This window comes from Anaeromyxobacter terrae, from assembly GCF_022690685.1.
GTDB classification, from domain to species: domain Bacteria; phylum Myxococcota; class Myxococcia; order Myxococcales; family Anaeromyxobacteraceae; genus Anaeromyxobacter; species Anaeromyxobacter terrae.
The window spans coordinates 48117-60740 of record NZ_JALCYY010000022.1 but is presented as its reverse complement, the minus strand read 5'-3'; the positions used below and the strand labels follow the sequence as shown (position 1 = coordinate 60740).

General features: G+C 72.4%; 12 protein-coding genes. 10 read left to right on the top strand and 2 right to left on the bottom strand.

Annotated elements, in window-relative coordinates; translation table 11 throughout:
• Positions 1-15: 15 nt before the first annotated feature.
• From MNY62_RS11940 to recA, 9 genes are all read left to right on the top strand, one after another.
• Positions 16-327 (top strand): YbaB/EbfC family nucleoid-associated protein, encoded by a 312-nt coding sequence (locus MNY62_RS11940; RefSeq protein ID WP_242344402.1) that lies wholly within the window; start codon positions 16-18, stop codon positions 325-327.
• A gap of 2 nt (positions 328-329) precedes the next feature.
• Positions 330-926 (top strand): recombination mediator RecR, encoded by a 597-nt coding sequence (recR, locus tag MNY62_RS11935; RefSeq protein ID WP_242344401.1) that lies wholly within the window; start codon positions 330-332, stop codon positions 924-926.
• A 169-nt stretch (positions 927-1095) separates the two neighbouring features.
• The gene (locus tag MNY62_RS11930; RefSeq protein ID WP_242344400.1) at positions 1096-1575 is read left to right on the top strand and encodes a roadblock/LC7 domain-containing protein; all 480 of its coding nucleotides are present in this window, start codon (positions 1096-1098) and stop codon (positions 1573-1575) included.
• Between the two features lie 2 nt (positions 1576-1577).
• Positions 1578-2165, top strand: a complete 588-nt coding sequence (locus MNY62_RS11925; RefSeq protein ID WP_242344399.1) for a GTP-binding protein — start codon at positions 1578-1580, stop codon at positions 2163-2165.
• Between the two features lie 118 nt (positions 2166-2283).
• Complete coding sequence (locus MNY62_RS11920; RefSeq protein WP_242344398.1) at positions 2284-2877, top strand: hypothetical protein; 594 nt, start codon at positions 2284-2286, stop codon at positions 2875-2877.
• Between the two features lie 299 nt (positions 2878-3176).
• Complete coding sequence (locus MNY62_RS11915; protein ID WP_242344397.1) at positions 3177-4730, top strand: tetratricopeptide repeat protein; 1554 nt, start codon at positions 3177-3179, stop codon at positions 4728-4730.
• Between the two features lie 160 nt (positions 4731-4890).
• Entirely contained in the window at positions 4891-5604 is a 714-nt protein-coding gene (locus MNY62_RS11910; RefSeq protein WP_242344396.1) for a uracil-DNA glycosylase, read from the top strand.
• A 133-nt stretch (positions 5605-5737) separates the two neighbouring features.
• A complete protein-coding gene (locus MNY62_RS11905; protein ID WP_242344395.1) occupies positions 5738-7261 on the top strand; it encodes a YifB family Mg chelatase-like AAA ATPase in 1524 nt (507 codons plus the stop codon).
• A gap of 58 nt (positions 7262-7319) precedes the next feature.
• The gene (gene recA / locus MNY62_RS11900; RefSeq protein ID WP_279426480.1) at positions 7320-8342 is read left to right on the top strand and encodes a recombinase RecA; all 1023 of its coding nucleotides are present in this window, start codon (positions 7320-7322) and stop codon (positions 8340-8342) included.
• 51 nt (positions 8343-8393) lie between these two features.
• Here recA and MNY62_RS11895 read toward each other — a convergent pair whose 3' ends face one another.
• Complete coding sequence (locus MNY62_RS11895; protein ID WP_242344394.1) at positions 8394-11528, bottom strand: hypothetical protein; 3135 nt, start codon at positions 11526-11528, stop codon at positions 8394-8396.
• A 91-nt stretch (positions 11529-11619) separates the two neighbouring features.
• On the bottom strand, positions 11620-12105 hold the full coding sequence (locus MNY62_RS11890) for a hypothetical protein (RefSeq protein WP_242344393.1): 486 nt from the start codon (positions 12103-12105) through the stop codon (positions 11620-11622).
• 64 nt (positions 12106-12169) lie between these two features.
• Between MNY62_RS11890 and MNY62_RS11885 the strand changes: the two genes are divergently transcribed.
• Complete coding sequence (locus MNY62_RS11885; protein WP_242344392.1) at positions 12170-12616, top strand: hypothetical protein; 447 nt, start codon at positions 12170-12172, stop codon at positions 12614-12616.
• The last annotated feature ends 8 nt before the right edge of the window (positions 12617-12624 follow it).

Genomic DNA, 12624 nt, shown 5'->3' with positions numbered 1-12624 from the left:
CTCCAGGAGCGACGAATGGACATCCAGTACCTCATGCGTCAGGCCAAGAAGCTCGAGAAGGCGATGGCCGACGCGAAGGAGCAGCTCGGCGAGCTCTCGGTGGAGGCCGAGAGCGGCGGGGGGCTCGTGAAGGTCACCATGAACGGCAAGTGCGAGGTGACCCGCCTCGTCGTCGATCCCAAGGCGGTCGACCCCGCCGACAAGGCGATGCTCGAGGATCTCGTGACCGCCGCCGTGAACGCCGCGGTCGAGAAGGCGCGCGCAGCGGCCGACGAGCACCTGGCCAAGGCGACGGGCGGCATCAAGATCCCGGGGGTCGCCGGGTAGCCATGGCGGTCGCGGACCCCATCGCCCGGCTCGTGAAGGAGCTCGCCAAGCTGCCGGGCATCGGCGAGAAGACCGCCCAGCGCCTCGCGTTCCACATCCTCAAGGCCGGCCCGGCCTACGCGAGCGACCTCGCCGGCGCGATCGCCGGGGTGGTCCGCGACGTCCGGCTCTGCTCGGGCTGCCAGACGCTCACCGACAAGGACCCGTGCGCCATCTGCGCCGACCCGCGGCGCGACCCCAGGATCATCTGCGTCGTCGAGGGCGTCCCGGACCTCCTCGCCATCGAGCGCACCCACGAGTTCCGCGGCCGCTACCACGTGCTCCACGGCGCCCTGTCGCCGCTCGACGGGATCGGCCCCTCCGACCTCAAGATCCGCGAGCTCCTGCTGCGGCTCGAGCGCGAGCCCGCCGAGGAGATCGTCGTCGCGACGAACCCCGACGTCGAGGGTGAGGCGACCGCGCTCTACCTCACGAAGCTCCTGAAGCCGCTCGGGGTGAAGGTCTCGCGCATCGCTCAAGGAATTCCCATGGGCGGTGATCTCGAATACGCTGACCAGGTGACGCTGGCGCGCGCGCTCGCCGGCCGCCGCGAGCTCTGAGCGCGACGCTCGGTTCGTGGGGGACCGGTCGGCGCGCGCTCATGGTCGAGCCCATCGAACCATGCGACAGCCGGCTACACCGCTCGCGGCGCCGTGGCCGCCGGATTGAAAGGGGCGAGGTTCCCTGGTATTTCGCCATGGACTCGGACCTTCGCGGAGCCCAGCGCCCATGAATTCCGGCTTGGTGATGTACGAGGAGGAGTTCCGGCTCATCGCCGGGATCTGCGACCGGCTCACACGCGACGCGAACGCCAAGGTCGTCTTCCTCGTCGACAAGAACGGTCAGCTCATCTCCTCGAGCGGACAGGCGCAGAACCTCGACACGACCTCGCTCGCCTCGCTCACCGCGGGCAACGTCGCCGCCATGGGCGGCCTCGCGAAGCTCATCGGCGAGAAGGAGTTCCCGAACCAGTTCCACGAGGGGGAGCGCGAGTCGCTCCACATGAGCATCGTGGGCGGTCGGGTGGTGCTCGTCGTCATCTTCGACGCGAAGAGCTCGCTCGGGCTCGTGCGCCTGCGGGTGAAGAAGGCCGGGGAGGAGCTCGCGAAGGTCTTCGACGGCCTCGCGAAGAAGCAGGCGGCCCCCGGCGCGGCGAGCCCGTTCGCCGAGATCACCGACGACGACATCGACAACCTCTTCAGCGAGTGATCATGAGCTTCATCAACTACAGCTCGCGCGAGATCAACTGCAAGATCGTCTATTACGGCCCGGGTCTCTGCGGGAAGACGACGAACCTCCAGTACGTCTACGCGAAGACCAACCCCGACGCGAAGGGCAAGATGATCTCCCTCGCGACGGAGACGGAGCGCACGCTCTTCTTCGACTTCCTGCCGCTGTCGCTCGGGGAGATCCGCGGCTTCAAGACCCGCTTCCACCTCTACACGGTGCCGGGCCAGGTGTTCTACGACGCCTCCCGCAAGCTCATCCTGAAGGGCGTCGACGGGGTGGTGTTCGTCGCCGACTCGCAGATCGAGCGCATGGAGGCGAACCTCGAGTCGGTCGAGAACCTGCGCGTGAACCTCGGCGAGCAGGGCTACGACCTCGACAAGATCCCGTACGTCGTCCAGTACAACAAGCGCGACCTCCCGAACGTCGCCACGGTCGACGAGCTCCGCCGGCTCATCAATCCGCGCAGCGTCCCCGAGTACCAGGCGGTCGCCCCGACCGGCGTCGGCGTCTTCGACACGCTGAAGGCGGTCGCGAAGCTCGTCCTCACCGAGCTGAAGAAGGGCGCGTAGCGCCGCGAGGCCCCCCGGACGTGCGCAGGCCGCGCCGTCCCCGCGTGCTATAACGACCCGGAGTCGAACGCGACCCGGGCCTCGAGGCTCGCTCGGGCTCGGGGAGGGGAGCGACGCGGTGCGAGTCCGGTGCCTCATCGCCCTCGGTGTCGCCGCGCTCGCGGCGCTCGCGCGCGCGCAGGACACCGCGCCTCCGGTGCGCACCCTCGAGGAGCGGGTCTCGGGGCTGCACGGCAAGCTCGCGCCCGCGAACGCGCGGCTGCGGGATCTCTACGAGCGGGTGGGGGCGGAGCTCGCCGCGGGGACGCGTGCCGTGCTCCTCCACCGCGAGGAGCTCGGCCCCGCCTACGCGCTCGAGTCGGCCTCCTACGCGCTCGACGGGGCGCCGCCCGACGCGCCGCCGGAGGCCGGCGCGCGAGGGGTCGCCGCGGGGATCCTCGATCGACGCATCGCGGCGGGCGCGCACCGGGTGTCCGCCGAGCTCGTGTACCGCGTGCGCTCGGGCCCGGAAGGCGCGCCGCGCCGGCTCGACATCCGCTCCTCCTATGCCTTCGACGCCCAGCCCGGGGCGGTCACGCGCGTCACGCTCGTCACCTACGACCGTGGCGGTGACGCGGCGGACGAGGAGCGCGCGGCGGTTCGCTTCGAGCTCGCCGTCGAGGGCGGCGCGTCCGAGGGTGCTTCCGCGGAGGGCGGCGCCGTCCGCCCGTGACCGGTCGTGTAGGCGAGTTCCGCCGCCGGTGTCGGGCGGACGCGGGCGTACCTGTCGGGGCGGTCCGCTCGTGGAGCTCGCAGGATGGCGGGTGTCGCAGGGGCGGAAACGCGGTAAACGGAACGAGGCGCCGCGCGCCGGGCGCGGTATGTTACGCCACCTCCGTGCAGCAGCAGCGCGTCGTCGGGCGTCCGGGGCATCGCGCCCGCCGCGGGGCGGCAAGCCGCACCGGAGGGGCGCCGTGCGACGGGCGAGCCCGGGGCGGCACGGATCAAACGGTAGACGGAGAGGTGCACGACATGACTTCTAAGATGCGGATCTCGGTCGTCCTGCTCGCTCTCGCCGCGGCCTGTGCAACGGGCGGCGGCGGCAAGGGCCGCAGCGAGCGGTTCTACCAGGCGAACTACAAGCTCCCCGTCGACAGCCAGCTCGACGACGCAGAGCGCGGGAAGATCCGCGACGCACGCACGCACTACGAGCGCGGCCTCGTCGCGCAGCAGTCCGGCAACATCGACCAGGCGCGCGCGGAGTGGGTCACCGCCGCCGAGGGCTACGCGCAGTTCGCCGACCAGTTCGTGTCCTCCGAGTGGCGGATGCCGGTGCGCTACCGCGCCGCCGAGCTCTACATGCAGGGCATGCAGTTCGAGCGCGCCGCAGAGCAGGCGCAGAAGGTCGCGACCGACGCGCAGGCGGACGCGTCCTCCAAGGCGGTCGCCGCGCGGCTCGCGGCCGGCGCCTGGCTCAACGCCGCCAACCAGAAGGTGAAGGCGAACCAGCTCGAGCCGATCAAGCTCGCGAACGCCGACCAGCGCCGGGGCGAGCCGCTCAAGCCCCGCGTCCCGCCGGGCGAGTGGAAGCGCTTCGTCGAGGCCACGGACGTCTACCTGCAGAACCTCGAGGCCGACCCCGAGCTGAAGAAGCCCGCGGCCGAGCGCCGCGGCGGCCTCCCCCCCGCTCAGCTCGCGCTCATCGGTGCCGAGGTGGAGTACGCGTTCGACAACATGGACGACGCGCGCCGCCGCTTCGACGAGATCCTGAAGCGCTGGCCGACCGAGGGCGAGGTCCTCGAGAGCGCCGTCCCCCTGTACCTCCAGACGTTCCTCTACGCGAACGACGAGGCGGGCTATCAGTCCGAGGTGGCGCGCGTCCGCCAGGTGGTCGAGGCGCAGGTGCAGAAGGCGACCGATCCGAAGGAGAAGGAGAGCTACGGCAAGGTGCTCGAGGCGCTCTCCCGGGCCGAGGCGGGCACGCACTTCGCGTCCGCGCAGAAGCTCCTCGACGAGGGCAAGGCCGCGGAGGCCGCCCAGGCGTTCGAGCAGCTCGCGGCCGATCCGAGGGGCGGCGACGCCGCGAACGCGCTGCACAACGCCGCCGTGGCGTGGGACAAGGCGGGCAAGCCCGAGCGCGCCGCCGAGGTCCGCGAGAAGATCCTGAAGGAGCACGGCGACTCGAAGGTCGCGCCGAACAACATGCTCCTCCTCGCCGTCTACAAGTCGAAGAAGAACGACCACGTGGGCGCGGCGAAGATGTACGAGGACTTCCTGCAGAAGAACCCCGAGTCGCCGAACCGCTGCGTGGCGCTCCAGAACGTCGCCTCCGAGCTCGATCTGGCGAAGAAGCCGGCGCAGGCCGCCGAGCGGTACGTCGCCTTCGGCAAGGACGAGAAGTGCGCATCCGCCGACGCGAACGTCGCCGCCCGCGCGCTGTACCGCGCCGGACGCCTCTTCGAGGACGCGAAGCAGAAGGCGAAGGCGAAGGAGGCGTACGCCGCCGCCGTCGCGACGAAGGGCGTGACCGACACGGTCGCGAAGAGCCAGATCGACGACGCCAAGCGCCGGATGGGCAAGCCGTAGCGATATCCGCGCGCCGCCGAGGCGGCGTCCGAAGAGAACACCCGCGCCCGCGCCGCTCCCGTTCCGGGACGGCGCGGGCGTGATCTCACGGGGGCTGCGGCCCTGGCAGGCGCGCCTCGCTCGTGTCGCGAATCTCTGTCGGTCGGTTAGATCCGTAGGCGTGAGCGCTCCGGCTCCCGCCCGTCCCTCGCCCCGCGCCCTCTCCCTCGTCGCCCGCGACGTCGAGGCCTGCCGCGCGTGCCCGCGCCTCGTCGCGTGGCGCGAGGAGGTGGCGCGGACGCGGCGCCGGGCCTACCGGGACGAGGCGTACTGGGGGAGGGGGGTCCCGGGCTTCGGCGACCCCGCCGCACGCATCGTGCTCCTCGGGCTCGCGCCCGGCGCCCACGGCGCGAACCGCACCGGGCGCATGTTCACCGGCGACGGCTCGGGCGACTTCCTCTACGCAGCGCTGCACCGGGCCGGGCTCGCCTCGCAGCCCGCCTCGCGCGCCGCGGACGACGGGCTCGTGCTCTCGGGCGCGTTCGTCACGGCCGCCTGTCGCTGCGTCCCGCCCCAGAACCGCCCCGCGCCGGACGAGCTCGCGCGCTGCGCGCCGTTCCTCGACCGCGAGCTCGCGGCGCTCGGCGGCGTGCGGGTGATCCTCGCGCTCGGCGCGATCGCCTGGGACGCCGCCCTCGCGCACCTCGCGCGGACGGGTCACGCGCCCCCGCGCCCGCGGCCGCGCTTCGGGCACGGCGCCGAGCTCGCCATCCCGCACGCCCCGGTGCTCGTCGGCAGCTACCACCCCTCCCGCCAGAACACGCAGACCGGCCGGCTCACCCCGGCCATGCTCGACGCGGTGCTCGCGCGCGCGGTCCGGCTCGCCGGTCGCTGACACCCCGCGCCGTCGTGATCGCCCGAGCGTCCGCGGGGCGTACGCGCGGGAGCGCGGGGCGGCCGCGACGGAACCTGCGCGCGCCACGCTGCCGTGCTCCCGCGCTGGCACGGCCCCTGCTGAACGTCCGTGCATGCTCGTCCGCATCCGCTCCGGCGCCGTCCTCGGCGTGCAGGCGATCCCCGTCGACGTGGAGGTCGAGGCGACGCTCGGGATGCCGGGCTTCCACCTCGTCGGGCTCGCCACGGGCGCCGTGCAGGAGGCGAAGGTCCGGGTCGCGGCGGCGGTGCGGAACCTCGGGGTGAAGCTGCCGCACAAGCGGATCACCGTGAACCTCGCGCCGGGGGACCTGCGCAAGGACGGCACGGGGTTCGATCTGCCGATGGCGATGGGCGTGCTCGCCGCCGTGGAGGAGATCCCCGCGGACGCGATCGCGAAGGTCCACTTCGTCGGCGAGCTCGCGCTCTCGGGGGAGGTGAAGCCCGTCCGCGGCGTCCTCCCGCTCACCATCGAGGCGCGCCGCGCCGGCGCGCTCGCGATCGTCGTGCCCGAGGCGAACGCGCTCGAGGCATCGATCGTGGAGGGAGTGAAGGTCCTGGCCGCGGGGCACCTCGGCGACGTCGTCGCCTGGGCGCGCGGAACGGCGTCGCTCCGACCGCCGCTCGGGATCGCGCCGCGGCCGCCCCCGGAGGGGGTCCCGATCGACCTCGCCGACGTGACGGGGCAGGAGAACGCGAAGCGGGCCCTCGAGATCGCCGCGGCCGGCGCGCACAACCTGCTCTTCTTCGGCCCGCCGGGCAGCGGAAAGACGATGCTCGCGCGCCGGCTCCCGACGCTGCTCCCGCCGCTCGCGTTCGAGGAGGCGCTCGAGGCGACCGTGGTCCACAGCGTCGCCGGGCTGACGCGGCACCGCGGGCTCCTCACGGCTCGCCCCTTCCGCGCGCCGCATCACTCCATCTCGGACGCCGGCCTCGTGGGCGGGACGAGCGTCCCGCGCCCCGGCGAGGTCTCGCTTGCGCACCACGGCGTCCTGTTCCTCGACGAGCTGCCGGAGTTCCGGCGTCACGTCCTCGAGGCGCTGAGGCAGCCCCTCGAGGACGGCGACGTCACCATCGCGCGGGCCGGCCGGAGCGTCACGTACCCTGCCGAGCTCACGCTCGTCGCCGCGATGAACCCCTGTCCGTGCGGCTACCACGGCGACCGGCGGCGGCGCTGCCACTGCACCCCGCACGAGCTGCTCGCGTACAGGCGGCGCATCTCCGGGCCGCTCCTCGATCGCATCGACCTGCACGTGGACGTCCCGTCGCTCCCCGCGCCGCTGCTCGGCGAGCCGCCCCCGCCGACGGCGACGAGCGCGGAGGTGCGAGCGCGCGTGGAGCGCGCGCGATCGGTGCAGCGGGAGCGAGCGGGTGGGCGCGCCGCGGGGGTGAACGCCCGCCTGCGCGGCGGCGCGCTCCGCAGGATCGCGGGCCCGGACGAGGGCGGCCGGCGGATCCTCCAGGCCGCGGTCGAGAAGCTCGGGCTCTCCGCGCGGGCCCACGACAAGGTGCTGCGCGTCGCCAGGACCATCGCGGATCTGGAGGGCTCGGAGGCGGTGCGCGCGCCGCACGTGGCCGAGGCGATCCAGTACCGCGCGCTGGACCGGCCGCTCTCGTGAACCACACACGCCGCGGAGGCGGCGCACAGGGCCCCGACCGCGGGGCGAGGAGGACGACGTGACGAAGCTGAGCGACAAGATGAAGGCCCTCGGCCAGGCGCTCGCCGGGATCGAGAAGCAGTTCGGAAAGGGGAGCGTCATGCGGCTCGGCGACGGGCATGAGCCGGCGCCGGTCGCGGTGGTGCCCACCGGCTCGCTCGGGCTCGACCTCGCCCTCGGGGTGGGCGGGCTGCCGCGCGGGCGCGTCGTGGAGATCTACGGGCCGGAGTCCTCGGGGAAGACCACGCTCGCGCTGCACGCCATCGCGGAGGTGCAGCGGCAGGGCGGGGTGGCGGCGTTCATCGACGCCGAGCACGCGCTCGACGTGACCTACGCCCGGAAGCTCGGCGTGAACCTCGCCGATCTGCTCGTCTCCCAGCCCGACACCGGCGAGCAGGCGCTCGAGATCGCCGAGCAGCTCGTGCGCTCGGGCGCGATCGACCTCGTCGTGGTGGACTCGGTCGCGGCGCTCGTGCCGAAGGCGGAGATCGAGGGGGAGATGGGCGACGCGCACATGGGGGTGCAGGCGCGGCTCATGAGCCAGGCGCTCCGGAAGCTCACCGCCGTCGTCTCGCGCAACCAGTCGCTCGTCGTCTTCATCAACCAGATCCGGATGAAGATCGGCGTCGTCTTCGGGAACCCCGAGACCACGACCGGCGGGCACGCGCTCAAGTTCTACGCCTCGGTCCGCCTCGACATCCGGCGCATCGGCCAGGTGAAGGACGGCGACCAGGTGGTGGGGAACCGGACCCGGGTGAAGGTGGTGAAGAACAAGGTCGCGCCGCCGTTCCGCGAGGCGGAGTTCGACGTCCGCTACGGCGCCGGGGTGGACCGCCACGGCGAGGCGCTCGACCTCGGCGTCGAGCGCGGCGTGGTGGAGAAGTCGGGCGCGTACTTCGCCCTCGACGGCGAGCGGATCGGCCAGGGCCGCGAGCGCGCCATCGAGTGGCTGCGGGCCAACCCGGAGGCGTTCGAGCGGCTCGCCGCGCGGGTGCGGGAGTGCGCCGGCGGGGCGGCGCCGGCGCTCGCCGCCGTGGGGTGACGCCGCGAGCCGGGGCGGGGACTCGGCCCGTCCCCGTCCCGCCTCGCGGGATCAGAAGAAGAAGTAGCGCAGCGTGATGTTCGTCACCCAGCGCGCGTGGTCGCGCAGGGCGGGGGTCTGGAGCCCACCGATGTCGAACGGGTGGCCGAAGTGGACGCGCAGGAGGAGCGGTCCGAAGAGCACGTTCACGCCGAGCACGCCGGTGAGGGTGCGCGAGTCCCAGGCGCCGAGATCGTTGTGCGCCACCACCTCGGTGGGGCTGGCCCCGCCGACGCGGCTCTCGAAGCGGTTGAACACGCCGCCGAAGTCGAGCGCGGCCACGCCCTCGAGGTAGTCGAAGATGAGGAGGCGGATGAGCGGGTCGAGCGGGAACTGCAGCTCGGCGTTCATCACGTAGTAGTGCTGCCCGATGAGGAACTCGAGATCGAGCGGGTAGAAGCCGCGCAGGTTGTCGGCGGAGGTGAGCCACCAGCTCTTCTCCCAGACGCTGCTCTTCGCGTTCGGCGCGAAGGTCGTCCCACCGGCGGCGCGGAGCATGAAGTTCGAGCGGCCGACGAGCTGCCAGTACTTCTGCGCGTCCGCCCGGAAGAAGCCGTGCACCGCTTCGCGGCCGGGGAGGTACCCGCCGCCGAGCTCGAGCAGGAGCGAGCCGCCCGCCACCGGCCCGGTGAGCGGATCGTAGCGGATGGTGTCGTAGCCGTAGCGGACGGTGGGGGAGATGGTGAAGTTGACGCCGCCGTTGCGGCGCTCCCAGTCCTGCGTGGTCGCGTAGGGACCGCCGGTGAGCGCGACGCCCTGGCAGATCAGGGTCACCGCGCCCGAGAAGTCGGTGAGGCAGTAGCGCTGGACGCCGCCCAGCGTGAGCTCCGCCTCCACCCGGCGGAAGCGGTCGAGCGGGTAGCGCAGCGCGCCGACCACCCCGAAGTCGCGCTGGTAGTAGGCGAGGTTCGGGTCCAGCCGGTCCAGGTTCTGCTGGACGAAGTGGAACCCGCCGAGCACCCACGAGAGCCGCCGCGAGCGGTTCTCGAAGAGCAGGAGACCCTGGGTGTAGTCGAACGAGCCGTACACCGAGAGGTCCACGAAGAGGACGTTGTCCCGGAGCATGTCCGAGAACAGCACCGCGGCCCGCCCGGCGACCGCGCTGCCCGCGCCGCCGCCGTAGACGAAGCCCGCCTCCGGCCGCCAGTTGCGGATCGAGAGCGACTCGTAGTCCTTCACCCGCTCCGGCCAGGCGGCGCTGGGGATGTCGAGCACGTCGCCCGCGGGCGGCAGGACGGCGACGCCCGGCTGCTCGAGCCAGGCCACCTTCGGCACCTCGACGACCCTGAAGACGCCCCCGTAGAAGGTGCTCGCGAACACGCCGCGCCCCTTCGGCGAGGGGCCGGGGCTCGTGAGGCCGGTGGTGAAGTCGGTGATCCGCTGGATCGCGCCCCCCTTCAGCATGTAGAGGTCGGGCTTCCCGGAGACGTCCGAGGTGAAGAGGACGGAGCCGTCCGCCTGCGGGAACGGGCCGCGGTCGGTGCTCGCGGCGGTGGTGAGGCGCGTGCGCGCGCCGCTCACGGGATCGATGCGGAAGAGGTTCAGGCGGCCGTGATCGGTCGCGTCCGAGGCGAAGTAGATGCCGTCGTTTCCCCACGCGATGTCCTTCTCGACGTAGGGATCCTTCGTGATGCGGCGCGCCTCGCCGCCCTTCACCGACACGACGTAGATGTCGGACTGGCCGTCGGTCGAGACGCCGGCGAACGCGATCTGCGAGCCGTCCGGCGAGAAGGCAGGACTGGCGATCTGGATGAACGGCGCGCCGCCCGCCGCGTGCACGTCGAGCTTGTGGCGCCGGCCGAGCTGGATGCGCGGGGGCCTCCCCTCCTTGAGCTGGTGCCGGAAGCGCTGGACGTGGAGGCGGTCGCCGATCCCGTCCTGCGCCGAGAACGCGAGGATCCCGTTCCCGAGGCCGAGGACCCCGTACTCGATGGGGTGGAGGGACTCGTAGCCCGGCACGCTGTCGGAGACGATCTCGACCGCGCTGCGCGGGTTGCGCACGTCGAGGAGGTAGATGCGGGCGCGGCCCTTCTCGCGGTCGATGCCGCGGAAGAGGAGGAGGTTCCCGTCGGCGGACGAGACGAAGGCCTCGGGCTCCGAGGGGAGCTGCCGCAGCTCCCTGAGCTGCGGGAGATCGTGCTTCGCCTCGAGGTACTGCGGGTAGTAGCGGCGCTTCAGCCACGCGCGCCAGCGCGCGTCGACCTGCTCGATGGGCTCGTTCAGCACGCGCCGCACGAGGGCGCCGAAGTTGCGCGTCGTGCCGCCCTGGGCGGGCCCTCCGCCGTAGCCTCCCCCGCCGTCGCCCATGAGGTAGGCGTTCTCGAGGAACGCCTGGATCTTCTCGTGGCCGTACTGGTCGGCGATGAAGGCGATGCGGGCCTGGCCGAGCTTGTAGGTCGGGATGTAGCCGCGGATGCGGTCCTCCCCGAACGACAGCACGTCGTAGCCCTTGCGCGGATCGGGGTTCCAGACGAGGTCGCGGAGGTAGAGGTCCGTCTCCGTGTCGATGCCGCCCTTCGAGTAGAACTCGGCGATGCCCTCGATGAACCAGAGGGGCAGGAACGCGATGGGCGAGGACATCTCCTCGGCGCCGGCGGCCTCGAGCAGCTTCTGGATGGTGAACTGGTGCACCATCTCGTGCGTCGAGACCTCGATGAACCTCGCGTGGTCGCCGAAGTACGGGACCGTCATCTTGAGGTCGTCGGGCGAGGTGACGCCGAGGACGGACTCGGTGACGGCGAAGACGTTCTGCGTCTGGAACTCGCGCTGCGTCGCGTACAGGATGTAGGGGATGCGCTTCGTCGGGTTGTAGTGGAACTGATCGACGAGGCGCGCGTACGCGCTCTGGATGGCCGGCAGCGCCCGCTCCGCCTGGGCGAGCTCGTTCCGGTAGTAGTAGAGCCGGAGGCCCCCGGGGCCGCCGCCCGGTGGCGGGAAGTCGATGAACTGCCAGTTGAAGTCGAACCAGGCGACCTGGTTCTGGCCGGGGCGCTCCGGGAGGATGAAGGTCTGCTCGAGGTCGGGCCGGGGCTTCTCGGCCGGCATGCGCTCCATCGATCGCATCGCCTCGCCGATCGACGGGCTCGGTCCGAGCTGTGCGGCGGCCGCGAGGGGCAGCGCGAGGGCACAGAGCGCGAGGACTCTCATTCGAGCAACACTACGTAGGAGGGGCTCTCCAGGCGAGCAACCGAAAGGAGGGCCGCCCGTGCCGCGCGGCGTCGTGTGACCGCGCCGCCGATCAGCGCTGGCCGGTGCGGATGGGCCAGCGGGTCCCACCGATGGTGATGGCATAGCGTCCCGTCCCTGGGGGGTCTTCGTCGATCGCGAACCCGAGCGCCACCTGGCCCGCGCGGGTGAAGCGGGCGCGCTCCTCGCCCTTCACGGCGCAGCGGAGCACGCCGTCGTCGCCGACGCTCAGCGTGGCGGGATCGAGCGGCTCCCGCGTGCCGTCGGAGAGGAGCAGCGCGAGCGCTCCGGCAGGCGCATCCGGCAGGACGCCCCGCACCGTGTAGGGCGTCTCTCTCACCTCGACGTACGCGGACTCACGGCCCACGCGCACGAGCCATCTCCCGTCGGGCGCGCGCGAGAGCGAGCGCCACAGGACGTCCAGCGTGCGCGCGTGGGTGATGGGCTCTCCGAGGTGGAGGAAGCGGCCCTCGTCGTCGATCGAGAGGCCGCTCCGGGATCGCAGGAGCTCCAGCGCGGCGTCGTCGACGGTCGTCACCCGCGCATCATAGGACCGGCGACCGCCGTTGCGGAGGCGGCGCTCGGGTGGTAACGAACCGCGCGTGACCGCGAGGACCGAGCCCGTCGTGCGAATCCGCTGTGGCCCCGACGAGGAGGCCCGCTGCCGCGCGTCGCTCGCGCGGGCCGGCTTCGAGGCGGAGCGCTCGCTCACGTGGCTCGTCGTGCGCGACGCCCCGCCGGACGCCGTGAACGAGGCCCTCGCCGCGGGCGGGGCGGACCCGCGCGTCGCCGTCCGGCAGCGGATCGGGCAGCTCATCGGCTGGCTCCTCGACCGCGAGGGGAAGCTCGAGGGCCGCGCGGTGAACGTGCAGGCGCTGGTCCGGCGGGTGCTCGAGGAGGGTGGCCTCGCCGAGCGCTACCGGCCGAAGCCGCTCGACGCGCTCCTCCCGGGGGCGACCGTCCTCTACGCGGAGCTCGTCGAGACCACTGCGGGCTTCGTCTCCTGGGACCGCTTCGTCGAGCTGTTCTGCGACGAGGTGGCGGGGTAGCGCCGCCG